23 protein-coding genes are annotated in these 24,221 nt (G+C 78.3%); 15 read left to right on the plus strand and 8 right to left on the minus strand.

Going from position 1 to position 24,221, the window contains the following annotated elements:
• Nucleotides 1–56 precede the first annotated feature (56 nt).
• The gene (locus tag ACI79L_RS08175) at nucleotides 57–731 is read left to right on the plus strand and encodes a hemerythrin domain-containing protein (protein WP_456936299.1); all 675 of its coding nucleotides are present in this window, start codon (nucleotides 57–59) and stop codon (nucleotides 729–731) included.
• On the opposite strand, the gene ACI79L_RS08180 is transcribed toward ACI79L_RS08175, so the two are convergent.
• Nucleotides 706–3,006, minus strand: coding sequence for an ATP-binding protein (locus tag ACI79L_RS08180; protein ID WP_456936300.1), 2,301 nt, complete (start codon nucleotides 3,004–3,006; stop codon nucleotides 706–708). The genes ACI79L_RS08175 and ACI79L_RS08180 overlap by 26 nt on opposite strands.
• An 87-nt stretch (nucleotides 3,007–3,093) precedes the next feature.
• Between ACI79L_RS08180 and ACI79L_RS08185 the strand changes: the two genes are divergently transcribed.
• The 3 genes from ACI79L_RS08185 (at nucleotide 3,094) to ACI79L_RS08195 (ending at nucleotide 6,419) form a co-directional block, all read left to right on the plus strand.
• Nucleotides 3,094–3,741 carry a hypothetical protein gene (locus ACI79L_RS08185; RefSeq protein ID WP_456936301.1) on the plus strand — a complete coding sequence of 216 codons (648 nt, stop codon included), beginning with the start codon at nucleotides 3,094–3,096 and terminating at the stop codon, nucleotides 3,739–3,741.
• The gene (locus tag ACI79L_RS08190) at nucleotides 3,738–4,805 is read left to right on the plus strand and encodes an Acg family FMN-binding oxidoreductase (RefSeq protein WP_456936302.1); all 1,068 of its coding nucleotides are present in this window, start codon (nucleotides 3,738–3,740) and stop codon (nucleotides 4,803–4,805) included. The genes ACI79L_RS08185 and ACI79L_RS08190 overlap by 4 nt, the downstream gene beginning before the upstream one ends.
• Before the next feature lie 72 nt (nucleotides 4,806–4,877).
• The gene (locus tag ACI79L_RS08195) at nucleotides 4,878–6,419 is read left to right on the plus strand and encodes an APC family permease (protein WP_456936303.1); all 1,542 of its coding nucleotides are present in this window, start codon (nucleotides 4,878–4,880) and stop codon (nucleotides 6,417–6,419) included.
• Here ACI79L_RS08195 and ACI79L_RS08200 read toward each other — a convergent pair.
• Nucleotides 6,385–7,569, minus strand: coding sequence for a lycopene cyclase family protein (locus ACI79L_RS08200; RefSeq protein ID WP_456936304.1), 1,185 nt, complete (start codon nucleotides 7,567–7,569; stop codon nucleotides 6,385–6,387). The two genes, ACI79L_RS08195 and ACI79L_RS08200, sit on opposite strands and share 35 nt — an antisense overlap.
• 73 nt (nucleotides 7,570–7,642) lie before the next feature.
• Nucleotides 7,643–9,064 (minus strand): cation:dicarboxylate symporter family transporter, encoded by a 1,422-nt coding sequence (locus tag ACI79L_RS08205; protein WP_456936305.1) that lies wholly within the window; start codon nucleotides 9,062–9,064, stop codon nucleotides 7,643–7,645.
• 127 nt (nucleotides 9,065–9,191) lie between these two features.
• Here ACI79L_RS08205 and ACI79L_RS08210 point away from each other — a divergent pair, with 127 nt between their 5' ends.
• Both ACI79L_RS08210 and ACI79L_RS08215 read left to right on the plus strand, forming a co-directional pair.
• Nucleotides 9,192–10,814 carry a sensor histidine kinase gene (locus ACI79L_RS08210; RefSeq protein WP_456936306.1) on the plus strand — a complete coding sequence of 541 codons (1,623 nt, stop codon included), beginning with the start codon at nucleotides 9,192–9,194 and terminating at the stop codon, nucleotides 10,812–10,814.
• The gene (locus ACI79L_RS08215; protein WP_456936307.1) at nucleotides 10,811–11,518 is read left to right on the plus strand and encodes a response regulator; all 708 of its coding nucleotides are present in this window, start codon (nucleotides 10,811–10,813) and stop codon (nucleotides 11,516–11,518) included. The genes ACI79L_RS08210 and ACI79L_RS08215 overlap by 4 nt, the downstream gene beginning before the upstream one ends.
• 21 nt (nucleotides 11,519–11,539) lie before the next feature.
• On the opposite strand, the gene ACI79L_RS08220 is transcribed toward ACI79L_RS08215, so the two are convergent.
• Together ACI79L_RS08220 and ACI79L_RS08225 are read right to left on the minus strand one after the other, a co-directional pair.
• The gene (locus ACI79L_RS08220; protein ID WP_456936308.1) at nucleotides 11,540–11,923 is read right to left on the minus strand and encodes a YchJ family protein; all 384 of its coding nucleotides are present in this window, start codon (nucleotides 11,921–11,923) and stop codon (nucleotides 11,540–11,542) included.
• Between the two features lie 4 nt (nucleotides 11,924–11,927).
• Complete coding sequence (locus tag ACI79L_RS08225) at nucleotides 11,928–13,577, minus strand: glycoside hydrolase family 13 protein (RefSeq protein WP_456936309.1); 1,650 nt, start codon at nucleotides 13,575–13,577, stop codon at nucleotides 11,928–11,930.
• A 212-nt stretch (nucleotides 13,578–13,789) separates the two neighbouring features.
• Between ACI79L_RS08225 and ACI79L_RS08230 the strand changes: the two genes are divergently transcribed.
• The 4 genes from ACI79L_RS08230 to ACI79L_RS08245 all read left to right on the plus strand — a co-directional run bounded on the left by ACI79L_RS08230 (nucleotide 13,790) and on the right by ACI79L_RS08245 (nucleotide 16,625).
• Entirely contained in the window at nucleotides 13,790–13,969 is a 180-nt protein-coding gene (locus ACI79L_RS08230) for a hypothetical protein (RefSeq protein WP_456936310.1), read from the plus strand.
• A 168-nt stretch (nucleotides 13,970–14,137) separates the two neighbouring features.
• Complete coding sequence (locus tag ACI79L_RS08235) at nucleotides 14,138–15,085, plus strand: Ltp family lipoprotein (RefSeq protein ID WP_456936311.1); 948 nt, start codon at nucleotides 14,138–14,140, stop codon at nucleotides 15,083–15,085.
• A gap of 150 nt (nucleotides 15,086–15,235) precedes the next feature.
• A complete protein-coding gene (locus ACI79L_RS08240; RefSeq protein ID WP_456936312.1) occupies nucleotides 15,236–16,264 on the plus strand; it encodes an LLM class flavin-dependent oxidoreductase in 1,029 nt (342 codons plus the stop codon).
• A gap of 73 nt (nucleotides 16,265–16,337) precedes the next feature.
• Nucleotides 16,338–16,625, plus strand: coding sequence for a PspC domain-containing protein (locus ACI79L_RS08245; protein ID WP_456936313.1), 288 nt, complete (start codon nucleotides 16,338–16,340; stop codon nucleotides 16,623–16,625).
• Between the two features lie 7 nt (nucleotides 16,626–16,632).
• Here the strand turns inward: ACI79L_RS08245 and ACI79L_RS08250 are convergent, their stop codons facing one another.
• Nucleotides 16,633–19,353 carry a helix-turn-helix transcriptional regulator gene (locus ACI79L_RS08250; protein WP_456936314.1) on the minus strand — a complete coding sequence of 907 codons (2,721 nt, stop codon included), beginning with the start codon at nucleotides 19,351–19,353 and terminating at the stop codon, nucleotides 16,633–16,635.
• Between the two features lie 80 nt (nucleotides 19,354–19,433).
• Between ACI79L_RS08250 and ACI79L_RS08255 the strand changes: the two genes are divergently transcribed.
• Complete coding sequence (locus tag ACI79L_RS08255) at nucleotides 19,434–19,562, plus strand: hypothetical protein (protein WP_456936315.1); 129 nt, start codon at nucleotides 19,434–19,436, stop codon at nucleotides 19,560–19,562.
• An 8-nt stretch (nucleotides 19,563–19,570) separates the two neighbouring features.
• On the opposite strand, the gene ACI79L_RS08260 is transcribed toward ACI79L_RS08255, so the two are convergent.
• Nucleotides 19,571–20,359 (minus strand): helix-turn-helix transcriptional regulator, encoded by a 789-nt coding sequence (locus tag ACI79L_RS08260; protein ID WP_456936316.1) that lies wholly within the window; start codon nucleotides 20,357–20,359, stop codon nucleotides 19,571–19,573.
• A gap of 232 nt (nucleotides 20,360–20,591) precedes the next feature.
• Here ACI79L_RS08260 and ACI79L_RS08265 point away from each other — a divergent pair, with 232 nt between their 5' ends.
• Nucleotides 20,592–20,972, plus strand: a complete 381-nt coding sequence (locus ACI79L_RS08265; RefSeq protein WP_456936317.1) for a hypothetical protein — start codon at nucleotides 20,592–20,594, stop codon at nucleotides 20,970–20,972.
• On the opposite strand, the gene ACI79L_RS08270 is transcribed toward ACI79L_RS08265, so the two are convergent.
• Nucleotides 20,908–21,738, minus strand: a complete 831-nt coding sequence (locus ACI79L_RS08270; protein ID WP_456936318.1) for a dienelactone hydrolase family protein — start codon at nucleotides 21,736–21,738, stop codon at nucleotides 20,908–20,910. The genes ACI79L_RS08265 and ACI79L_RS08270 overlap by 65 nt on opposite strands.
• A gap of 102 nt (nucleotides 21,739–21,840) precedes the next feature.
• Between ACI79L_RS08270 and ACI79L_RS08275 the strand changes: the two genes are divergently transcribed.
• From ACI79L_RS08275 to ACI79L_RS08285, 3 genes are all read left to right on the plus strand, one after another.
• Nucleotides 21,841–23,025: an FAD-dependent oxidoreductase gene (locus ACI79L_RS08275; RefSeq protein ID WP_456936319.1), complete on the plus strand. Its 1,185-nt coding sequence runs from the start codon at nucleotides 21,841–21,843 to the stop codon at nucleotides 23,023–23,025.
• Between the two features lie 70 nt (nucleotides 23,026–23,095).
• Nucleotides 23,096–23,950, plus strand: a complete 855-nt coding sequence (locus tag ACI79L_RS08280) for an SGNH/GDSL hydrolase family protein (protein WP_456936320.1) — start codon at nucleotides 23,096–23,098, stop codon at nucleotides 23,948–23,950.
• A gap of 89 nt (nucleotides 23,951–24,039) precedes the next feature.
• Nucleotides 24,040–24,195 carry a hypothetical protein gene (locus ACI79L_RS08285; protein ID WP_456936321.1) on the plus strand — a complete coding sequence of 52 codons (156 nt, stop codon included), beginning with the start codon at nucleotides 24,040–24,042 and terminating at the stop codon, nucleotides 24,193–24,195.
• Nucleotides 24,196–24,221 lie beyond the last annotated feature (26 nt).

Genomic DNA, 24,221 nt, shown 5'->3' on the forward strand with positions numbered 1-24,221 from the left:
CGGTGTGGGTGCGCTGTGGGTGGGATCGGCGCGGCCCCGCCGACAGGCTCGCCGCCATGACGAACACCGCTCCCGCCCCCACCGTCCCGATGGCCGACGTCCGCGACATGTACGTCGTCCACCGCGCCTTCCGCCGCGAGTTCGGCCTGCTCCCCGGGCTCGTGCGCGCCGTCGGCCCCGGCGACACCGCCCGCGCCGCCGTCCTCGCCCGGCACGCCCGGATGGTGCTGCTCGGCCTGCACCTGCACCACACCGCCGAGGACGACCTGCTCTGGCCGAAGCTGCTCGAGCGCTGCCCGCCCGACGCCGCCGTCGTCCACCGCATGGAGGCCCAGCACGCCGAGGTGGAGCGGCTGATCGGCGCCCTCGGCCCGGCGCTGGACCGCTGGGAGGTCGAGGCGCGGCCGGCGGTCGCCGAGGAGGTGGCGTCCACCGTCGAGGCGCTGGGCGCCGTCCTGGCCGAGCACCTGGCCGAGGAGGAGACCGAGATCCTGCCGCTGGCGCAGCGGCACGTCACGCAGGCGGAGTGGGCGCAGCTCGGCGAGCACGGCAGGGGCGAGATGTCGGTGCGGGACCTGCCGCTGCTGTTCGGCGCGCTGCTGGAGGAGTGCGACCCCGACGAGCGGACGATGATGCTGCACGTCGTCCCGTTCCCGGTCCGGGTGCTGCTGCGGACGGTCTTCGCCCGGCGGTACCGCCGCTACGTCAGCGCGGTCCGCGGGCCCGCCTGATCGTCCCGGCGAGGGCCGGGACGTCCTCCGGGCGCAGCAGCCGGCCGGCGTCCCAGGCCCGGGCGAACGCCTCCTCACCGAGCGCCGCCCGCACCGCCGGCAGCTCCTGGGCGGCCAGCGCGACGTCGGGCGGGAAGGCCACCGCGACCGCCGCCGCCTCCGCCGTCGCCGACCCCGCGGCGAACAGCTGTGCCGCGAGCTCGGGCAGCCCGCGGGAGGAGGCGACGGCGGCCAGCCCGGGCAGCGTGTAGGCCAGCGTCCACGAGGTGCGGACCTCCGCGGCGAGGCCGGCCGCCTCCGCCCACCGGTCGAGGGCGGCGTCCTCGTCGCCGGCGAGCGCGGCCAGCGAGGCCTGCACGTTGAGCAGCGTCGCCAGGCTGAACGGGCTGCCGAGCGCGCGGGCCAGCCGCTCGGCGTCGGCCAGCGTCGCCGTCCCGCCGGCGAGGTCGCCCGCCTGCAGCAGCAGCTGCCCCTGCGCGACGACGGCATGCACCCGGGCCCACGCCTCGCCGGTCTCCGCGGCCAGCCGCAGCGCCTCGGCCAGGTCGCGCCCGGCGGCGCCGAGGTCGCCGCGGAAGACCGCGGCCGAGCCGGTGAGCACCAGCGCCAGGGCGCGCAGGTCCCCGGCGCCGGCGTCCGCGGCGGCCGCCGCCGCCCCGGCCGCCGCCTCCGCCGTGCCGGGGACGTCGCCGGCGGCGTAGCGGAGCGCGGCGAGCGCGAGCAGCCGGCGGGCGTCGTCGACCGGCGCGAGGCCGGCGCGGTCGATGCGGGCCACCCAGCCCAGGCCCTCGGCGACGTCGCCGCGCACCGCCCAGTACAGCCAGGTCGCCCGCACCAGCCGGGCGGCGTCGGCGGACCGGCCGGCGGCCACCAGCCGGCCCAACGCCGCGCTCAGGTTGCCGTGGTCGCGCTCCAGCCGGTCCAGCCAGGCGCCCTGCTCCGGCCCGGTCAGCCCGGTCTCCGCGCCGGCGGCGAGGTCGAGGACGGCGGCCGTCGCGCGGTCCGCGGCCAGGTCGGTCTCCCCGGCGTCGGCCAGCCGCGCGGCGGCGTACTGCCGCACCGGCTCCAGCAGCCGGTAGCGGGCCTCGGGCCCGTCCTCGGGGACGACGAGGGACTGCTCGACCAGGCCGCCCAGGGCGGGCAGCACGTCGGGGACGCCGGCCACCGCCCGCGCGGTGTCGAGGGAGAAGCCGCCGGCGAGGACGGCCAGCCGGCGCAGCAGCCGCTGCTCGGCGGCGGTGAGCAGGTCGTGGCTCCAGTCCAGCGCGGCCCGCATGGTGCGCTGCCGCTCGGGCAGGTCCCGGGCGCCGCCGGACCCGAGCGCCTCGTCCAGCCGGCCGAGCAGCGCGGCCGGCGGCAGGTAGCGGGCGTGCGCGGCGGCCAGCTCCAGGGCCAGGGGCAGCCCGTCGAGGCGCCGGCAGATCGCGGCGACGTCGGCGGCGGTGGCGTCGGTGAGGACGACCGGGCGCCCGGCGGCCGCCGCCCGGTCGAGGAACACCTGGGCGGCGGGGGAGGCGGCCACGGCCGCGGCGCCGGTGCCCGCCGGCACCGGGAGGGGCGCGAGCGGGCGCTCCCGCTCCGCCCGCACCCGCAGCGGCGCCCGGCTGGTGGCCAGCACCGCGAGGCCCGGGCAGCGCCCGAGCAGCCCGGCGACCTCCGGCGCGGCGTCGAGCACGTGCTCCACGTTGTCGAGGACGACGAGGTGCCGCCGGTCGCCGATCCGGGCGGCCACCGCGTCGGCGACCGGTCCCCCCAGCTGCCGCCCGCCGAGCGCGCGGGCCAGCGTGGGCAGCACCAGCCCCGGCTCGCGCACCGGGGCCAGCTCGACGACCGTCACGCCGTCGGGGTACGCGGCCGCCACCTCCCGCGCCGCGGCCAGCGCCAGCGTCGTCTTGCCCACCCCGCCGGGGCCGGTGAGCGTGACCAGCCGGGCGGTGCGCGACCGCAGCAGCCCGGCCACCTCCGCGACGTCGTCCTCGCGGCCGAACACCGGCGCCGCGGGCGGCGGGAGGGTGCCCGCCGCGGGCCCGCCGCCGGCCGGGCGGGCGGCGGCGGTCAGGGCGGCGCGGTCGGCGGCGTCGAGGCCGAGGGCGTCGGCGAGCGCGCGCACGGTGTGGGGGTGGGGGCGGCGCCGCTCGCCCCGCTCCAGCGCGCTCACCGCCTTGGCGGTGAGCCCGGACCGGGCGGCGAGCTCCTCCTGGGTGAGCGCGGCCGCCGTCCGCCACCGGCGCAGCAGCGCCGCCACGGGGCCGGGGTCGGACGGAGGGGCGCTCACCGGCCGGGAGGGTACCGGCCGGCGGGCCCGGCGGGCCGGGACCTCCGGCCCTGCGGGACGCGCGCGTCCGCCCGGCACGCTGCCCCCGTGACCACCCCGACCGCGCTGTGGCGGCGCTGGCTGCTCGTGGTCACCGCCGGGGAGGCGCTGGGGTTCCTGGTGCCGGTGACCGCGGTGCTGCTCGGCGCCGCCGACCTGCCCGGCCCCGCGGCGCTCGCGGTGCTCGCCGCCGCCGGCGCGGCCGAGGGGGCGCTGCTCGGCGCGGCGCAGGCCGCCGTGCTCGCCCCCGTGCTGCCCGGCCTGTCCCGCCGCGACTGGACGGTGCGCACCGCCGCGGCCGCCGTCGTCGCGTGGTTCCTCGGGACGGCGCCGGGCACCTGGGCGTCCGGGGTGCTCGACCTGCCGCTCGCCGTGCAGGTGCCCCTGGCGCTGGTCGCGGCGGCGCTGCTGCTCACCGTCATCGGCGCCGCCCAGTGGACGGTGCTGCGCCGGCACGTGCCCCGCGCCGGGCGCTGGATCGGGTGCACCGCGCTGGCCTGGCTCGCCGGCCTGCTCGTGTTCACCGCCCTCACCACACCGCTGTGGCAGCCGGGGCAGGACCCCCTGCTGGTCGCCGCGATCGGCGTCCTCGGCGGCCTCGCGATGGCCCTGACGATGGCGGCGGTCACCGGCCGCGGCGTCGTCGTCCTCCTCGCCGGGCGGCTCCGGCAGGCCCCGGCGGTCCGCGCGGTGTGACCTGCGGGGATGGGGTAGGCAGGTCCTGCACGGGACGCACGGACGACGGGAGGCCGACGGTGGACCAGCAGGAGTGGACGCGTGTGGTGGAGGCCGCGACCCGGGCCCCCTCGATCCACAACACGCAGCCGTGGCGGTTCACCGCGTCCGGCGACCGGCTGGAGGTCCGCACCGATCCGGCGCGGGCGCTGCACGCCCTCGACCCCAGCGGCCGCCAGCGGGTGGTCAGCTGCGGCGTCGCCGTCGAGTTCGCCGTCGTCGCGCTCGCGGCCGCCGGGCACGACACCGCCGTCGAGGAGCTGCCCGACCCGGCCGACCCCGACCTGCTGGCCGTCCTCACCGTCACCGGCGGCCGCACCCCGGACGACGCCGGCCGCGCCCTGGCCGACGCCATCGGCGCCCGGCACACCGAGCGCGCGCCGTTCCTGCCGCGGGCCGTCCCGGCCGAGGTGGTCGACCGGCTGCAGGCCACCGCCGGCGCGTTCCGGGTCTGGGTGAAGCGGATCAGCGGGGAGGACGAGGAGGTCACCACGGCCTTCCTGCTGTCCCGCGCCGAGGAGGTCGAGCAGCGCGAGCCCGAGTACCTCGCCGAGCTGGAGCGGTGGATGCGCACGGACCCGACCGCCCCCGACGGGATCCCGGTCGGGGCGGTGCCCGGGGAGGACCCGTCGACCCGGCCGTCGAACTGGCTGGTCCGCGACTTCGTGGTGGGCTCCCGCCCCGCCGACCGGCCGCACGTCTCCGACCTCGACCCGGACGCCCCGCCGCCGCCGGTCGAGCGCCCGACCGTCCTGCTCATGGGCACCGACGGCGACGACCGGCGGGCCTGGCTCACCGCCGGGCGGGCGCTCGGCCGGGTGCTGCTCGAGGTGACCACCGGGGGGCTCGCGGCCTCCCCGTTGACCCAGGCGCTGGACTGGCCGGCCACCCGCGCGCAGCTGCGCTCGCGGCTGTCGCTGGTCGGCCACCCGCAGATGCTGATGCGGCTCGGGTACCCGTCCGGCGACCGCAGCCCGACGACCAACCGCCGGCCGGTCGCGGAGGTGCTGTCGTTCGGCGCCTGACCCTCCCGGGTCGCCGGGGACCGCGCCGTCGGCCAGAGTGGGGCGCCCGCACCCCCACCCGGAAGGACCCCCGTGCGCCCCACCGACGACGGCGGTTCCCAGCTCGCCGAGTTCGGCTACCGGCAGCACCTGGACCGCAGCATCGGCCGGTTCTCCAGCTTCGCCGCCGGCGTCAGCTACATCTCGATCCTCACCGGCACGTTCCAGCTCTTCTACTTCGGCTTCGGCGCCGGCGGCCCGGCGTACGTGTGGTCGTGGCCGATGGTCTTCGCCGGGCAGCTGATGGTCGCGCTGTGCTTCGCCGAGCTGGCCGCCCGCTACCCCGTGGCCGGGTCGCTCTACAACTGGACCAAGCGCCTCGGCAGCGCGACGACGTCGTGGCTGGCCGGCTGGGTGATGCTCACCGCCTCGATCGTCACCCTGGCCGCGACCGCGCTGGCCTACCAGATCACGCTGCCGCAGCTGTGGTCGGGCTTCCAGCTGGTCGGTGACGGGACCGGCACCTACGACGTCGCCGTCAACGCCGTCGTGCTGGGCGGCCTGCTCATCACGTTCACCACGCTGGTCAACGCGTTCGGCGTGCGGCTGATGGCGCGCATCAACAGCGCCGGGGTGTTCATCGAGCTGGTGGCCGCGGTGCTGATCGTGGTCGTCCTGGCCGTCGCGATCACCCGCGGGCCGCAGGACGTGCTGTTCGACACCGGGGGCCGGGGCGAGGGGCAGCCGCTGGGCTACCTCGGCGCGTTCCTCGTCGCGGCGCTCGCCTCGGGCTACGTCATGTACGGCTTCGACACCGCCAGCTCGCTCGGCGAGGAGACGATCGACCCGGGCCGCACCGCGCCGCGGGCGATCCTGCGGGCGATCACCGCGTCCTTCGTGCTCGGCGGGCTGATCCTGCTGTTCGGGCTCATGGCCGCCCCCGACCTCACCGACCCGCAGCTGTCCTCCAGCGGCGGGGGCCTGCAGTACGTCCTGCTGTCGGTGGCCGGCACCGGGCTGGGGAAGGCGTTCCTGCTCTGCATCGTCGTCGCGGTCACCGTGTGCTGCCTCGCGGTGCACACCGCGGCGATCCGGATGACCTTCGCCATGGCCCGCGACAACGCGCTGCCCGCCTCCGCCCGGCTCGCGCACGTCGACCCGCGGCGGCGCACGCCCGTGGTCCCCGCCGTCCTCGTCGGGCTGCTCGCCGTCGGCGTGCTGCTGCTCAACGTGCGCCAGCCGCAGGTGTTCACCGCGCTGACCAGCATCGCCGTGGTGATGATCTACCTGGCCTACCTGCTGGTGACCGGGCCGATGCTGGTCGCCCGGCTGCGCGGGCGCTGGCCCCGGCCGGCGCCGGGCCGGTTCTCCCTCGGCCGCCTGGGCCTGCCGGTCAACGTGCTCGCCGTGCTGTGGGGTGCCGGGATGGCGGTCAACCTGGCCTGGCCGCGGCGGGAGGTCTACAACGCCACCGGGGAACCGCACTGGTACCTGCAGTGGGCCGCGCCGGTGTTCATCGGCGCGATCGTCGCGGTCGGCCTGGCGTGGTACCTGCTGCGCCAGCGGCGGCGCACCGGCGTGCTGCCCGAGCACGCCGCCGTCATCGACGCGACGCCGCCGCCCGCGCCCGCCTGAGCCCCCGGGCCGACCCGCCGGCCACCCCGCGCAGCAGCCGCACCCGCTGCGGCCCGGGGAGCGCGGCGAACACCCGGGCCATCGCCGCGGCGACGGCGGCCGGCGGCGAGCCGACGTCCAGGTAGGCCGCCCAGGACCGCTCGGGCAGCGCGAAGAACGCGGCGAAGAAGGCGTCGGTGGCGCGGGTGTCCAGCGGCAGCAGCACCTCCAAGCCCAGGCCCAGCAGCGCCGCCGTCGCCCGGGGGCGGGCCCGCCGCACCACCGCGCGCGGGTCCCCGCCGGCCGCGAGCACGGCCGCGACCCGCGGGCCCAGCCGCAGCGAGGACGCGACGCTGTAGCCGGTGGCCGGGTGCACCAGCCCCGCCGACGCGCCGAGCGGGGTCCCCGGTCCGGCGGCCCGCGGCGGGGCGTCCAGGGGGATCGCCACCCGCTCGGGCTCCCCGGCCGGGCGCAGGCCGCGGGCGGCGAGGAACCGGTCCAGCCGAACCCGCAGGTCCGGCAGCGGCACCGGCGGGCGGGCGGCCAGCGAGGTCGCCTCGAGCAGCACCGTGCCGTCGTCGAGGGCCAGGCCGTAGAGGAACGCCGGCGGGGCGGCGGGGTCGGCCAGCGCCATCCAGTCCATGAGCAGCGCCCCGCCGGGCGGGACGACGTCGTCGACGGGGCCGGCCACCACCTCGCCCCAGGCCCGCTGCTGCGCCGTCGCGGGCCCGCCGCCGCGCGCGTCGAGGACGGTGCGGGCGGCCAGCCGGCGCCCGTCGGCGAGGACGGCGACCTCGCCGACGGCCTCGTCGACCAGGCCGCCGACCCGGCCGGTCACCACCCGTCCGCCGGCCGACCGGAACCGGTCCAGCAGGGCGGCGTGCACGGCGTCGTTGCGCAGCCGCGCGTAGCCGCGGGTCAGCCGCCGCTCGCCGCCGGACGCGGTGCGCACGACGGTGGGGGCGTACGCGGCCGCGACGGCGGCCGGGTCGAGGCCGAGCGGGCCGGCCGCGGCGTCGAGCTCGTCGGCCCACAGGCAGTAGGTGGCCGGCCAGGGCCGCACCGCGGGCGCGACCAGCGCCGTCCGCAGCCCCGCCGCGGCGCAGGCGGCGGCCGCCGACAGCCCGGCCGGGCCGGCGCCGGCGACCACCACGTCCCAGGGGGCTGCCACCGCCGCAGACGACCACACCCCCGGCTCCGGCGCGCGGCCGGGGTCGGGGGTGTGGTGGTCGGGGAGTGCCCGCTCAGCGGGCGGCGGAGAGCGCCTCCTGCCGCAGCTCGGCCTGCGCGTCGCGCCGGCCGGGGCCGGCGTCGGTGGCGTCCGCGGGCAGGCCGCCGTGGTCGTCGTCGAGCATGGTGGCCTCGTCGAACGGCGACCGCCCGGACAGCGCCGCCGACAGCTGGTCGCGGTCGAGCTCGCGGGTCCACCCGGCGATGAGGACGGTGGCCACCGCGTTGCCGGCGAAGTTGGTCAGCGCGCGGGCCTCGGACATGAACCGGTCGATGCCGACGATGAGCCCGACGCCGTCGAGCAGGTCGGGGCGGTGCGCCGACAGGCCGCCGGCGAGGGTGGCCAGGCCCGCGCCGGTGACCCCGGCGGCGCCCTTCGAGGCGATGATCATGAAGGCCAGCAGGCCGATCTGCTCGCCGATCGACAGCGGGTCGCCGAGCGCCTCGGCGATGAACAGCGAGGCCATCGTCAGGTAGATGGCGGTGCCGTCGAGGTTGAACGAGTAGCCGGTCGGCACGACGATGCCGGCCACCGGCTTGCTGACGCCGGCGTGCTCCATCTTGGCGATCAGCCGCGGCAGGGCGGTCTCCGACGACGACGTCGAGACGATGAGCAGGAACTCCCGGCCCAGGTACTTCAGCAGCGAGAAGACGTTCACCTTCGCGGCCAGCCGCAGGATCAGCCCGAGGAACACGAACACGAACACGACGCAGGTGGCGTAGAAGCCCAGCATGATCACGGCGAGGCTCGTGAGCGCGTCGACGCCGGTCTCGCCGACCACCGCCGCGATCGCGCCGAACGCGCCGACCGGGGCCACCCACATGACCATCGCGAGGATCCGGAAGACCAGCTTCTGCAGGTGCCCGATGCCGCGCAGCAGCGGCTCCCCGGACGCGCCCATGGCCTGGACGGCGAACCCGACGAGCAGCGCCACGAGCAGCGCCTGCAGCACCGAGCCGTCGGTGAGCGACGACAGCAGCGTGGTGGGGATCAGGCCGAGCAGGAAGTCGGTGGTGCCGCCGCTCTCCTCGGCGGTCTCGGCGAGCTCGGAGCCCCGGCCGCGCAGCTCCTCGGACAGGGCCAGCCCGTCGCCGGGGTGCAGCACGTTGCCCACGACCAGGCCGATGGCCAGCGCCACCGTCGACATCAGCAGGAAGTAGCCGAGCGCCAGCCCGCCGACCCGGCCCACCTTCGCGGCCTGCCGGATCGACCCGATGCCGAGCACGATCGTGCAGAAGATGACCGGCGCGATGAGCATCTTGATCAGGGCGACGAACGCCGTCCCGATCCACTTCAAGCCGGTGGCGAACTCGGGGAACGCCAGGCCCACGGCGATGCCGAGGGCGACGGCCACGATGACGGCGATGTAGAGCCAGTGCGTGCGGTCGCGCTTCGTGCGCACGGGCGGATCGCCGGCCGCGGTGCCAGCTGCCATGTCTGCTCCTGGGGGAGACGTCGGGACGGTCGCGTACCAGTGGGCCGGACCCGGTGACCGCCGTCACCCATGTGTTCATTGCGTACGTGAGCCACGTCGCAGCGCCGGGCGCGGGAGACTCCCTCCCGTGCCCCGCCTCCTGCCCCGCCGCCGCACCGGCGGCAGCCTGGCCCGCCAGCTGCTGGCGCTGCAGGCCCTGGTGCTGCTGACCGTGGTGGCGGCCTCGGCGGTGGTGGCCTGGCACGACGCCCGCGAGGCGCTACAGCACGGCGCCGAGCAGCGCACCACGGCCGTCGTCGAGAGCCTCGCCGACTCCCCGCTGGTCGCCGACGCCGTCACAGGGCCCGACCCGCCGGCGGTGCTGCAGCCGTTCGTGGAGGAGGTCCGCGCCGACACCGGGCTGTCCTTCGTCACGGTGCTGGCGCCCGACCGCACCCGGTTCACCCACCCCGACCCCGAGCAGATCGGCCGGCCCTTCCTCGGCACCGTCGAGCCGGCGCTGGCCGGCACCACCTTCACCGAGACCTACACCGGCACGCTGGGCCCCTCGGTCCGGGCCACCGGCCCGGTGTTCGACGACGACGGCGACGTGGTGGCGCTGGTGTCGGCCGGGCTGACCGTGGACGTCGTCGCCGCCGACCTCGCCGACGCCGTCCCCGGCATCCTCGGCACCGCCGCGGTCACCCTCGCCGTCGGCGGCCTGGGCAGCGCCGCGGTGGCCCGCCGGCTGCGGCGACAGACCGGCGGGCTGGACGCCGCCACCCTTGCCCGGATGCTCGAGCACCACGAGGCGGTGCTGCACGCCGTGCGGGAGGGCCTGCTGCTCGTCGACGGGCAGGGCCGGGTGGAGCTCGCCAACGACGAGGCGCGCCGCCTGCTCGGCCTCGACGGCGACCCCGCCGGCCGGCCGGTCGCCGACCTCGGCCTGCCCGGCGAGCTGGCCGCCGCGCTGGCCGACCCGCGCCGCGGCGTCGACGAGGTGCACCTGACCGACGAGCGCGTGCTGCTGGTCAGCCGGATGCCCACCCGCACCCCCGGCCTCGGCGACGGCTCGGTGGTGACCCTGCGCGACCACACCGAGCTGCAGGCGCTGGCCGGCGAGCGCGACAGCGTGCGGGCCTTCGCCGAGTCGCTGCGGGCGCAGGCGCACGAGGCGGCCAACCGGCTGCACACCACCGTGTCGCTGGTGGAGCTCGGCCGCAGCGCCGAGGCCGTCGAGTTCGCCACCGCCTCGCTGGCCTCGGCGCAGGAGCTCACCGACCGGGTGGTGGGCGCCGTCGAGGAGCCGGTGCTCGCCGCGCTGCTGCTGGGCAAGGCGGCCACCGCCGCCGAGCGGGGCGTCGCGCTGGAGGTCGACCCCGGCACCGCGGTCGGCGTCACCGGGCTGCCCGCGGGCGACCTGGTCACGATCGTGGGCAACCTCCTCGACAACGCCATCGACGCCGCGCTGTCGGGGGAGCCGCCGCGGGAGGTGGCCGTGGGCCTGGCCGTCGACGGCGACCGGCTGGAGATCCGGGTCGAGGACAGCGGGCCGGGGCTGACCGAGGAGCAGGCGGCCGAGGTCTTCCGCCGCGGCTACACGACCAAGGGCGACGCCGGCGCGCCCGACGGCCCCGGCCGCGGGCTGGGCCTGGCGCTGGTGCAGCAGGCGGTGCACCGGCACGGCGGCACGGTGACCGTGCGGCCCGGCCCGGGCGCGGAGTTCACCGTCTCGCTGCCGCTGGCCGTGCCCGCCGAGGTGGCCCCGTGACCGGCTCCGGGACGGGCCACGTCACCGGCCCCGCGCCGGTGCGGGTGCTCGTCGTCGAGGACGAGCCGGTCGCGGCCGAGGCCCACCGCGCCTACGTCGAGCGCACCGCCGGCTTCTCCGCGGTGGCGGTGGCCGGCACCGGCGCCGCCGCGCTCGACGCCCTGTCGCGCACCGCCGTCGACCTGGTGCTGCTCGACCTGCACCTGCCGGACGCCTCCGGGCTCGAGCTGTGCCGGCGGATCCGGGCGGCCGGCGCCGACGTCGACGTCCTCGCCGTCACCTCCGCCCGGGAGCTGGCCACCGTGCGGGCGGCCGCGGTGCACGGCGTCGTCGGCTACCTGCTCAAGCCGTTCACCTACCCGGCGCTGCGCGACCGGCTGGAGGCCTACGCGGCCTACCGCGCGCAGCTGCGGGCCGGCGGTGAGGCGGCCGGGCAGGCGGAGATCGACCGGGTGCTCGGCGCGGTGCGCCCGTCGCGGCCGGCGCCGCTGCCCAAGGGCATGGGCCGGGAGACCCTCGACGCCGTGGTGGCCGCGGTGCGCCGGGCGCCGGGGGTGTCGGCGGCCGAGACCGCGGAGCTCATCGGCGCCTCGCGGATCACCGCCCGCCGCTACCTGGAGTACCTGGCCGAGACCGGTCTGGTCGACCGGGTGCCCCGCTACGGCGGGGCCGGCCGGCCGGAGCTGGAGTACCGCTGGCGCTGAGCGGGGCCCGGGCCGGGTCGCTCAGGCCGGGTCACCGTCGACGTAGACCCAGCGGGCGTCCACCCGGCGGAACCGGCTGCGCTCGGCCTGCACGTGCTCCTCGCCGCCGGCGCGGGAGTGCGCGCGGAAGGTCACCGTGCCCTCGGCGTCGAACAGCCCGCCGCCGGTGGTGCCCAGCACCTCCAGGCCGGTCCAGCGCACCGCCGGGTCCAGGGCCGGCGACCGCGGCCGGGTGGCCGGGTCCCACGTCTCCTGCAGGTAGGCGGCGTCCCCGACGGCGAAGGCGCTGTAGCGCGAGCGCATGAGCTGCTCGGCGGTGGCGGCGGACGCCGTCCCGTCGTGCAGCCGCCCGCAGCACTCGGCGTAGGGCAGGCCGGTGCCGCAGGGGCAGCGCCGCGGGCTCACGCCCTCAGTCTCCCGCGATCCAGACCGCGGTGTCCGGGGGCAGCGCGACCGAGCGGGCCGAGGTGTGCACGCCCGGGCCGGACTCGAGCAGCACCCGGCCGCGCGAGCGGACCAGCGCGGTGTCGGTGCCCATGTTGACCGCGCAGCGGACGGTGCGGCCGCCGCCGGTGCAGCGCACGGTGAGGACGTCGCCGCGGGTGCTCACGGTCGCCTCGCCGGTGCCCAGCGCCGGGTGCTCGGCGCGGACGGCCAGCGCCTGCCGGTAGAGGTGCAGCACCGAGCCGGAGTCGCGGGTCTGCCGGGAGACGGCGTGCCGCTTCCACTCCGCGGGCACCGGCAGCCACGGCCTGGCCGAGCGGTCGCGGGAGAAGCCGACGCCGGTGGTGGCGTTCCACGGCATCGGGACGCGGCAGCCGTCGCGGCCGGCGCGCTCGCCGCCGCTGCGGAAGAAGATCGGGTCCTGCTTGGCCTCGTCGGGGACGTGCGCCTGGGGCAGGCCCAGCTCGTCGCCGGCGTAGACGTAGGCCGAGCCGGGCAGCGACAGCAGCAGCAGCGCCGCCGCGCGCGCCCGCGCCAGGCCGGTGTCGCCGCCGCCGAAGCGGGTGACCATGCGGTCCTTGTCGTGGTTGCCGAGCACCCACGACACGGGCGCGCCCACCTGGCCGAAGGCGTCCAGCGCGCTGCCGATCGCCTCGGCGAAGGCCGGGGTGTCCCACGTCGACTTGAGCAGCCGGAACGACAGCGACTGGTGCAGCTCGTCGGGCCGCGAGTAGAGGGCGACCTCGGCGAGGTCGGCCAGGCAGACCTCGCCGACGAGCATGGTGTCCGGGTACTCGTCGCAGACCGCCCGCCAGCGGCGCCACACGTCGTGCACCTCGGGCTGGTTCCACGTCATGGCCTGCTCGGGGCCGTGGCCGAACAGGGTGGGGGAGTACTCACCGGGGTTGTCGCGCAGGCCGGCGTCCTTGTAGAGGCCGTAGGCGACGTCGACGCGGAAGCCGCTGACCCCGCGGTCGAGCCAGAAGCGCAGGGTCCGCTCGAAGTCCTCGGCCACGACCGGGTCCCGCCAGTTGAGGTCGGGCTGCTCGGGGGCGAACAGGTGCAGGTACCAGCGGCCGTCCGGGGTGCGCGACCAGGCCGGCCCGCCGAACAGCGAGCGCCAGTTGTTCGGCGGCTCCTCCGACGGCGGCGCGAAGTGGTAGCGGGAGGCCTCGGGGCAGTCGGGGTCGGCCAGCGCCGCCTGGAACCAGGGGTGCCGGTCGGAGGTGTGGTTGGGGACGACGTCGAGCACGACGCGCAGGCCCAGCCGGCGGGCGTCGGCGACCAGCGCCTCGACGTCGGACACGTCGCCGTACTCGGGGTCCACCGCCCGGTAGTCGACGACGTCGTAGCCGCCGTCGGCGCCGCCCGAGGGGTAGTGCGGGTTGATCCACAGCGCGTCGACGCCGAGCCACGACAGGTAGGGCAGGCGGGCGCGCAGGCCGGCGAGGTCGCCGATGCCGTCACCGTTGCCGTCGGCGAACGAGCGCAGGTAGACCTGGTAGACGACGGCCGAGCGCCACCAGGGTTGCTCCTCGGTCGCCGGCGAGGGAACGGGCCGGGACCACGGCTGCTGCGCGGCGGCGTTGCCGGCAGCGACGAGTCGAGCGGACATGCGCCCAGGATCGGCATCCACGGTCGTCGAGAGTGACCATCCCGGCGCCAAAGGGTGGCGTGCCCGTCGTCACATCTCGCCGAACGTGCAGGTACGGGGGCTGTCACGTGTCCTCCCACACACGCGGATGGAGGAGCGGCCCGTCCGTGTTGCACCACCCGTCCCACGAGTCACGAGCCGCCGTCAGCCCGGCGGCAGGGAGTACCCGCACCATGTCCAGCACCCCGGCTGACCGAGCCGCCTGCTTCCGCCACCCCCGGCACGTCTGGATCGCCAGCTGCCCCGACTGCACCGCCTGGCACCTCGCCGGCCTCCGCGCCGGCGCCGAGGACCGCCCCGCGGCGCCCGGCCCCCGCGCCACGCGCGACGGCCGGGCGACCACCGCCGCCTAGGACCCGTGCACACGAGCGCCCCTCCGGCTCCCGGCCGGAGGGGCGCTCGCGCGTCCCGGCGCGGGCGGCGAGGGGACGCCGGGCGACTGGGGTCGAGAACCGGCCGAGGGTTCCGATACTCCGCCGGAGCGTGTTCGATCATCCGCCAGCGACGCAGGAGTGTCCCTCGTGACCCAGCCCGACGGGGTTCTGCCGAACCCCCACGACGACGGCCGGCCCGGCGTCCCGCACCAGCCCGGCTTCCCGCCGCCGGTCGACGACCGGCCCACGGCCGCCTACGCCTTCCCGCCGCCTCCGCAGCAGTTCGGCACTCCCGAGCACGTCGCCGCCACGCAGCAGTTCGGCGCCCCCCAGCCGTACGACGTCACGCAGCAGTTCGGCACCCCCCAGCAGTTCGGCGCCCCCCAGCCCATGCCGCCGTACCCGGCGCCGCAGGGCCCCTGGCAGCCGCCCGTCCCGCCCGGCGCGGGGCTGCCGACGCCTCCGGTCCGTCCCTGGTTCACGCGGAAGCGGTACGCGATCCCGGCCGGCGTGCTGGCGCTCGCCGTGCTCGGCGCGGCCGTGGCGCCGAAGGAGGGCACCGACAGCACCTCGGCGGCCGCCGGCACCAGCACGTCCGCGGCGGAGACGTCGGCGCCCGCCTCGACGCCGGCTCCTGCCCCGACGCCGCTGGTGGAGGAGGTCGCCCCGACGTCCGTGCCCACGACCGCCGCACCGACGACTCCCGCACCGGCCCGCACGCCGGCCCCGGCGCCTGCGCCTGCACCGGCTCCGCCCCCTGCGCCGGCCCCTGCGCCGGCTCCGGCTCCGGCCCCGGCTCCCGACCTGACCCTCGGCCAGCGGAACGCCCGCGAGACCGCCAGGGACTACCTCGACTACACGGCCTTCTCGCGGTCCGGCCTCATCGGACAACTGGAGTACGAGGGCTACTCGACCGGGGACGCCACCTGGGCCGTCGACGACCTGGGCGTCGACTGGAACGCGCAGGCCGCCCAGATGGCCAGGGACTACCTCGACTACACCTCGTTCTCGCGCTCCGGCCTCATCGGCCAGCTGGAGTACGAGGGCTTCACCCCGCAGCAGGCCGAGTACGGGGTCAGCCAGGCGGGGTTCTGACCGGGTGACCCCTCCGAGCGCCTCTCCGGCTCCCGGCCGGAGGGGCGCTCGCGCGTGCGGCGGGTAGGAGGCGACTGGTTCACTGGTCGTTGAGCGCTTGACGACCGAGTGCTCGACGACAGGGGCGCCCGCCCCGGGAGGAGGACCGCCGTGCACCTCGGCGTCGACAGCTTCGTGGCGGCGGTGACCGACCCGCGGACGGGCCGGCTCGTGGGCCCCGAGGAGCGGATGGCCCACCTGCTCGAGGAGATCGAGCTGGCCGACCGGGTCGGGCTGTACTCCTTCGGCATCGGCGAGCACCACCGCCCCGAGTACTACGACTCCGCGCCGCCGGTCATCCTCGCCGCGGCCGCCGCCCGCACCGAGCGGATCCGGCTGGGCAGCGCCGTCGCGGTGCTGTCGGCGGCCGACCCGGTCCGGGTGTTCCAGCAGTTCGCCACCCTGGACCTCATCAGCCGCGGGCGGATCGACCTCGTCGTCGGCCGCGGCTCGTTCACCGAGGCGTTCCCCCTGTTCGGCCTGTCGCTGGCCGACTACGACGAGCTGTTCGACGAGAAGCTGGACCTGCTGCTGCGCATCCGCGAGTCCGAGCACGTCACCTGGTCCGGCCGGCACCGCCCGGCGCTCACCGGCCAGGGCGTCTACCCGCGCCCGCTGCAGGACCCGCTGCCGATCTGGGTGGGCGTGGGCGGCACCCCGACGTCGTTCGTCCGGGCCGGGCTGCTCGGCCTCCCGCTCATGGTCGCGATCATCGGCGGCGAGCCGCGGCAGTTCGCGCCGCTCGTGGACCTCTACCGGCAGGCCGGCGCGCGGGCCGGGCACGCGCCCGAGCGGCTGCAGGTCGGGCTGCACGTGTTCGGCTACGTCGCCGACAGCACCCGGGCCGCGGCGGACACGATCTACCCGGGCTGGCACGAGATGTTCACCAAGGTCTCCCGCGAGCGCGGCTTCCGGGCGCCCACCCGCGCGCAGTTCGACGCCACCAGCGGGCCCGACGGCGCCTTCTTCATGGGCGACCCCGACACCGTGGCCGAGAAGCTGCTGCGGATCTCCGCCCAGCTCGGCGGGGTGGACCGGGTCTCCATCCAGATGACCAACCCGCGCCTGGCCCACGAGGACCTGCTGCGCGGCATCGAGCTGCTCGGCACGGAGGTTGCCCCGAAGGTCGCCGCGGGCTGACCAGGGTCGGGTCCGGGTGCGGTTCCGGGCCTTCCCCGATGTGCGGCACGGCCCGGCGGCGCAGCCTCGTGCCATGACGACTCCGACCTCGTACACCGGGACCCGGCCGCCGCTGCGGCGCAGCTCCACCGACCGCATGCTCGGCGGCGTCTGCGGCGGGCTGGCCGCCTACACCGGCGTCGACGCGGTGCTGTGGCGCGCCGCCGCCGTCGCCCTGACCCTCGCCGGCGGCGCCGGCCTGGTGCTCTACGCCGTGCTGTGGGTGCTCACCCCCGCCGAGCCCCTGCCGCCCGGCGAGGAGCCGCGCCCGGTCGACCGGTTCGTCGACAAGCTGGCCGGCCGCCTCGACCGGGCCGGCTGACCCGCCCTCAGCCCCCGGGCGGGAACAGCGTCGCCAGCCCGACCCGCGAGCGCAGCCCGCGCTTGCGGTAGACGCTGCTCAGGTGGTGCTCCACGGTCTTCGGGCTGAGGAACAGCGCCGCGGCGACCTCCGCGTTCGAGGCGCCCCGCGCCGCCAGGACGGCGATCCGCGTCTCCTGCGCGGTGAGGGGCTCCTCGGGCAGCGGCCGGCGCGGGCGCGCGGTCCGCCCGGTGGCGCGCAGCTCGTCCTCGGCCCGCTGCGCCCAGGCGGTGAGGTCCAGTGCCGCGAAGGCGTCGGCCGCCGCGGCGAGCTCCTCCCGCGCCCGCGTCCGCTGCCCCGAGCGGCGCAGCCGCGCCCCGAACAGCAGCCGCGTGTGCGGGGTCTCGAAGGGGTCGGGCGCGAGCGCGTGGGCGGCGAGCGCCCGCTCGAACAGCGCCGCCGCGGCGTCGTCGTCGGGGCAGGCGAGGGCCCGGCAGCGGGCCACCAGCGCGGCGGTCGGCGGCAGCGGCGACCGCGACACCCGCTCGTACTCGCCGGCGAGCTCCGCGGCCTCAGCGGCCCGGCCCAGCCCCGTCCAGGCCTCGACCAGCAGCGGCGCCACCCCCAGCGGCTCGCCGAGCGGGCCGACCCCGCCGTCGGCGGCCAGCCTCGCCTCCAGCACCCGGGCGACGGTGGCCAGGTCGCCGCGGCACAGCGCGCAGAACGCCTCGTGGACCGGGAGGTGGGCCGCGACCGCGGCCGTGCCGGCGCGGGTGACCAGCGCGCGGGCGCGGGCCAGGTGCGCCGCCGCCTCCGCGTGCCGCCCGCGCATGGCGGCCTCCGACGCGAGCAGCTCCAGGGCCGGTGCGGCGTCGGCGACGTAGCCCAGCTGCTCGGCGAGCTCGACCGCCTCGCCGGCGTCGGCGTAGGCGCCCGCGTGGTCGCCGAGCATCCAGGCGCGGCCGTGGGCGGTCATCGCCAGCACCGCGACCAGCACGCCCAGCGCCCCCACCTCCCGGGCCCCGCGGACCCGCCGCTCGACGACGGGCACGGCGGCCAGCGGGGCGGCCAGCCAGCCCACCGCGATGACCAGCAGCGGCAGCAGCCGGGGCTCGGCGCGCAGCTCCGGCTCCGCCTCCATGCCCTCCAGCGCCCGGCGCAGCCGCGGCCGGCCGCGGTCGGGATCGCCGGCGTGGAGCGCGGCGACCCCGGTGACCCACGCGGCGAGCACCCGCTGCAGCGGGTCACGGGCGTCCGCGGCGGCCGCGATCCGCCGCGCCGTCGCCTGCATGCCACTCACGTCGCCGAGCCGGTGCTGGACGACGGCGAGGTCGGTGAGCACCCAGACGGCGGTGCGGCCGGTGGCGAGGTCGGCGGCCGCGCGCAGCAGGTCGCCCGCGGCCGGCACCGAGCCGGTGTCCTGCTCCAGGCGGCCCAGGACGTGCAGCACCTCCGCCCGCGCGGCCGCCGGCGCCGCGCCGCGCAGGACGTCGCCGGCCAGCGCCCGCGTGCGGGCGGCGTCCCCGCCGACGGCGGCGTCCCGGACCGCGGCCGCCAGCAGCCCCGCGGCCCGGGCGGCGTCCCCGGTGAGCGCGGCCGCACGCTCCAGTGCCGCCGACGACGCCGCGTACCCGCGCCGCGCCCGGGCCCGGTCGGCGGCCGCGGCCAGCTCGCCGGCCAGCGCCTCGTCGGGACCGGCGGTGGCCAGGGCGCGGTGCCACACCGCGGCGAGGTCGTCGCCGGTCCGGGCGGTCCCCGCCAGCAGGCGGTGCGCCCGGCGGCGCTCGGCGGGCGTCGCGCGGCGCCACACCAGGCTGCGCAGCAGCGGGTGCCGGAAGGCGAGGGCGTCCCCGTCGCGCACGACGACGCCTCGCTGCTCCGCGGCGTCCAGGGCCGCGGCGGGGTCGGTGCCCGCCCGGGCGAGCGCCGCGGCCACCGCGGCGGCGCTGCCGTCGTAGGCGGCGGCCAGCAGCAGCACCGCCTCCCGCGCCCCGGCCGGCAGCGCGGCCAGCTCCGGCTCGAGCGCCCCGGCCAGCGCCGGGCCGGCCGGCAGGTCGGCGGGCAGCGGCTCGGTACCCGCCCGCTGCGCCGGCCCCAGGGCCGCGGCCACCTCCAGCAGCGCGAGCGGGACCCCGCCGACGCGGTCGACCAGCCGGCGCGCCACGGCGGGGGCGACGGTGCCGGCGAGCAGCGCGCGGGCGGCGTCGGCGGGCAGCGCGGCCACCGGGAGGACCTCGGCGCCGGGCAGCGGGTCGGCTCCCGGCCGCCGGGCCACCAGCACCGCGACCCGGTCCCCGTGCACCCGGCGCGCGGCGAACAGCAGCGCGGCGGCGGACTCCGCGTCGGCCCACTGCAGGTCGTCGACCAGGACGAGCACCGGCGCGGCCGCCGCGGCGGCGGCCAGCAGCGAGAGGGTGCCCGCCGCGACCAGGTGCCGCTCGCCCGGGACGTCGGCCGGCCCCCAGCCCAGCGCCGCGGCGAGCGCCGCCGCCTGCCCGGGCGGGACCTCCGGCAGCAGGGGGCGCAGCGGGCCGAGCAGCTCCAGCAGGACGGCCTGCGGCAGCGTCGCCTCGGACTCGATCCCGCGGGCGCGCAGCACCGTGCACCCGGCGGCCCGCGCGGCCGCGGCCTCCAGCAGGGCGGTCCTGCCGACGCCGGCCTCGCCCTCGAGGACCAGCAGCCCCGGCCGGCCCGCGCGGGCGCCGGCGAGGAGCCGGTCGACGCGCGCGAGCTCCGCCGCCCGGCCCACCAGGTCGCGGGTTTCCCCCGACGCGACGGCACCGCCGCCGGTCCGAGGCTCGTCCGGCAGCCGCTCCGAGGGAGGACGCCATGACCCGGATCCCGACCCCGACCCCGGCCCGTCAGCCGTCGCCGACCGGCGCCCGGCTGCGGTGGATGGCCTGCTGGTTCGGGGCCCCGCTGGACCCCCGGCTGCTGCCCTGGCGGACACCGCGCTGACCCGCCGCTCAGCCGGCCCGCACGGCGGGGGCGGGCAGGATGCCCCGGCGCTGCGCCTCGAGGACTGCGGTGAGCCGGTCGTGGACGCCGAGCTTCCGGTACAGCCGCGCGGCGTGCGTGGTGACCGTGCGGGTCGAGCAGCCCAGCCGGTGCGCCGTCGCGGTCGCCGTCAGCCCCTCCGCGAGGCAGAGCAGGACCGCCGTCTCCCGGCAGGTGAGCCCCGCCTCGCGGGCGTGCGCGCCGCCGTCGTCGTCGCCGTCGCCGTCCTGCCAGGCCCGCACCGTCCGCACGTGCCGGTCCAGGGCCCGCAGCACCGGCGCGACGCCGCCCAGCAGCGCGAGGTCCGCCGCGGTGAAGTCGTGGCGGGGCCGGCCGAAGGCGAACCCGCAGACCTCGGCCGGGCCGCCGCGCAGCGGCAGGCTGACCACCTGGTCCCAGCCGCACACCGCGGCGATGACGGCCCGGGCGGGGGACCGGTGCCAGCTCTGCCAGCCGCCGGCCGCCTCCTGCGCGGTCGCGGGCGTGAGGTCCCCGGCCGCGGCGGCGGTCAGCAGGGGGTGCACCGAGCGCATGCGGTGCGTGGCGTCGACCAGCAGTTCCAGCTGCCCGGCGTCGAGGCCGGTGGCGGTGATCTCGGTGGCGCCGGTGCGCCAGTCGGTGCGCTGCAGCACCGCGGCGGGCGCCTCCAGGCGGGGGCACAGGAGGGCGAACACGGGGCCCGCGGGCAGCCGCGGGCCGACCATGCCGTCGAGCAGGCCCACCACCAGGTCGGTGAGCTCCCGGACCACAGGCTCCACGGCCCGCCTCCGACCATCCTGCGCGGGTCCCCGCCGGTCCCGCGTCGGTCGCGTGTGCAGCCCTCTGTGCAGGACGAGCGTGGCCGCTGCCGCGGGCCGGCGTCAACGGAGATCCCCGCGCCGTCAAGGGGGTGTCGCGCCCCGCCGCCTACGCAGAAGTGCGTACAGACGGTGCCGATCGGCCGTCCCTAGCGTCCGTGCCGCACCACCGGACCGACTACCAGGGGGAACCGTGTCTCTCCTCGTGCTGCACCTGCGGTGGAACGACGTCGAGCCGGCGCAGTACGAGGTGCTGCGCCGCGCCCTGCCGGAGGACGTCGACCGTCCCCTGCACTGCCTGTCCCGCCGGCACGTCCGGCAGCCCCGGTCGGTGATGGTCTACGAGGTCTGGGAGGACGCCCGGGCCGCCGAGGACGAGTTGACCCGCATCCGCGCCCTGGTCGACGCCGGCCCCGAGCAGCCGCAGCGCGTCGTGTTCGTGCTGCCGGACGTGTTCGCCGCGGGCTTCGGCCGCCGGCCGGCCCGCCCGGCGCCCGCGCCGGAGGTCGTCAGCGTGCCGGTGGTCCCGGCTCCGCGGCAGCCGGAGTCCCCGGTCGCGGCGCCGACGACCTGAGCGCCGGGACCTCCGCCGGGGGCCGCCCGCGCAGGTGCTCGGCGAACCAGGCGTCGGTCCGGGCCCAGGCGTCGGCCGCGGCGGCGGGGTCCGGCCGGATCCGCAGCACGTCCCGCAGCAGCGGGCGCAGCACCCGGGGGCCGACCGGCGCGTCGTGCAGGAAGCCGTGCCCGACGCCGGGGTACTCGCGGACGTCGTGCCGGACGCCCACCCGGGTGAGCACCGTCGTGAGCTCCGCGGCGGTGCCGCGAAGCCCCGGGTCGCGGCCGCCGTAGCCGGCCACCACGGGACAGGCGCCGAGCAGCGCGGTGTGCGGGTCCCGCGGCAGCCGCGCGTAGAAGACCGCGGCCGCGTCGAAGCCGCGGGCCGCCAGGTGCAGCGCCAGCCCGCCGCCGACGCTGGACCCCAGCACGCCGACCCGGCCGGTGCAGTCGGGCCGCGCGGCCAGGTGCGCGCGGGCCGCCTCGGCGTCGGCGAACGGGCGCCCGTGCCCGGCGTCCACCGCACGGAACGTCGGGACCAGGGCGCGGCGCGCGCCGCCGTCGGTGAACAGGTCCGGCACGAGCGTGAGGTGGCCGGCGGCGGCCATCCGCTGCGCCTGCCGCCGCACCACCCCGTCGACGCCGAAGGCCTCGTGCAGGAGCACCAGGCCCGGCCACGGGCCGGGGCCGTCGGGCACGGCGAGCACCCCGCGCAGCCCGGGCGTGCCGCCCGGTCCCGGGGGGATCGCGACGCCGGTCAGGGCGATCCGCTGGAGATCGGTCACGGGCGGCCTCCCCGGGTGCTCCGGTCGGTGGCCGCCGATGCTGGCAGACGGGAGGGCCCCAGGGGGTTGGCGCGCGCCGCCGGGTGTGAGGCAATCCCGGGCATGACGCGCGCGATCGTGGTCGGCGGCGGGGTCGCGGGGCCGGTGACGGCCATGGCGCTGCAGCGGGTGGGGATCGAGGCGACGGTGCACGAGGCCCACCCGGCCCCGGCCGGCGACGTCGGCGCGTGGCTCGGCGTCCAGGTCAACGGCCTCGACGCGCTGGCGGCGGTCGGCGCCGAGGACGCCGTCCGGGCGGCGGGGTTCCCGACCCACACCATCGAGTTCCGCAGCGGGACCGGCCGGGTCCTGGGCGCGTCCACCACCGGTGACCCGTCGGGCGGGCGCGGCACCGGCCTCTCGCTGCGCCGCTCGGACCTCTACCGGGCGCTGCACGCGGAGGCGCTGCGGCGGGGCGTCGAGGTCCGCTACGGCTCCCGCCTGGCCGGGGCGCACGACACCGGCACCGGCGTCACCGCGGAGTTCGCCGACGGCCGCACCGAGACCGCGGACCTGCTCGTCGGCGCGGACGGCGTCCGGTCGACGGTGCGGCCGCTGGTCGCCCCGGACGCCCCGCCGCCCCGGTTCGTGCCGGTGCTCAACACCGCCGGCTACTCCGCACACGTGCCGGACGGCGCCGAGGTGGGCCGGCTGACCATGGTCTTCGGCCGGCGATGCTTCGCCGGGTACCTCGCCGCGCCGGACGGCGGCACGTGGTGGTTCGCCAACCCGCCGCTGGACCGCGAGCCGGCCGACGGCGAGGTCGCCGGCACGCCCGACCCGCGCTGGCGGGCCCTGCTCTACGACCTGTTCCGCGGCGACCGGTCCCCGCTGGTGGACCTGGTGGAGGCCACGCCCGGGCCGCTGCGCGGGTGGACGACGTACGACGTGCCGACGGTGCCCCGCTGGTCCCGCGGCCGCACCGTCCTGGTCGGCGACGCCGCGCACGCGACCTCGCCGGCCGCGGGGCAGGGCTCGTCGCTGGCGATGGAGGACGCCGTCGTCCTCGCCTCGTGCCTGCGCGACCTGCCGCCCGGCGACGCCCTGCACACGTTCGAGCAGCGGCGGCGGGCGCGCGCCGAGCGGGTGGTGGCCCAGGGGTTCCGCCGGAGCAGCGCGAAGCCGCCGCCGGCCGTGGGTCGCGCCGTCCGCGACGCCGTCCTGCCGCTGGTGCTGCGCCGCCACGACCCGGCGGCGTGGGTGCGGACGCACCGGGTGGAGCCGCTCGCCGCCGCCGGGGCCGGGTGACCGCCGTCACCCGATCGGACCGCCGTCGTTGAGCCCGGCGTCCTGCCCCCCGGCCCCGATGGAGTGGTCCGTGCGCCGACTGCTGACCGTCCTGCTCGCCGCGCTCGCCGGCGTCCTGCTCGTCGTCCCCCCGGCCTCGGCCGCGCCCCCGGGACCGCTGCGCTACGTCGCGCTCGGCGACTCCTACAGCGCGGCCTCCGGCGTCCTGCCCCCGGACCCCACCGCCGCGCCGCAGTGCCTGCGCTCCACCCGCAACTACCCGCACCTGGTCGCGCAGGCGACCGGCGCCCAGCTGACCGACGTCACCTGCGGCGGCGCGGACACCTCCGACTTCACCACCGCGCAGCACCCCGGCGTGCCGCCGCAGCTGCAGGCGCTGTCCCCGGACACCCAGCTGGTCACCATGACCATCGGCGGCAACGACAGCGGGGTGTTCATCGAGTCGATCCTGCGCTGCGGCACCGCCGGGATGCTCACGCTGGGCCGCGGCAGCCCGTGCCGCGACACCTACGGCACCTCGTTCGAGGACACCGTCCGCACCACCACCTACCCGGCGCTGGTGCAGGCGCTGTCGGCGGTCCGCGAGGCCGCGCCGCGGGCCCGGGTCGCGATCCTCGGCTATCCGGCGATCCTGCCGCCGACCGGCGGCTGCTTCGACCGGATGCCGATCGCCGAGGGGGACGTCCCCTACCTGCACTCCCTGCAGACCACGCTCAACGACGCCGTCCGGCGCGCGGCCGCGGCCACGGGCGTCACCTACGTCGACCTCACCCGCGCCTCGGCCGGGCACGACGCCTGCCAGCCCATCGGCGTCCGCTGGGTGGAGCCGGTGCTGCAGGGCACCAACGCGGTGATCGTGCACCCGAACGCGCTCGGCGAGGCGGAGATGGCCGCGCGGGCGGTGCAGGTGCTGCGGCTGGGCTGACCCGGCGCCCGTGCCCCGCCGGCGACCGGGCCGCGTGGCCCGCCGCCGGCGGGGTACGGGGCGGGGCACCACGCACCCGAGGAGGACCGATGAGCGAGACCGACCCGACCCCGCAGGCCGGCCCGGAGGACGAGGGCTCGCAGGCGAGCGTCGGCCCGGACGTCGCCCACGCCGGCGGCGGTCGCACCCAGGGCGAGACCTCGGTCGACGACGCGATCGGCGCGGAGGCCGACCCGCCGCGCTGAGCCGCCTCCGGTGGGCCGCGCGCCGA

The sequence above is a fragment of the Geodermatophilus sp. SYSU D00684 genome, from assembly GCF_054050455.1.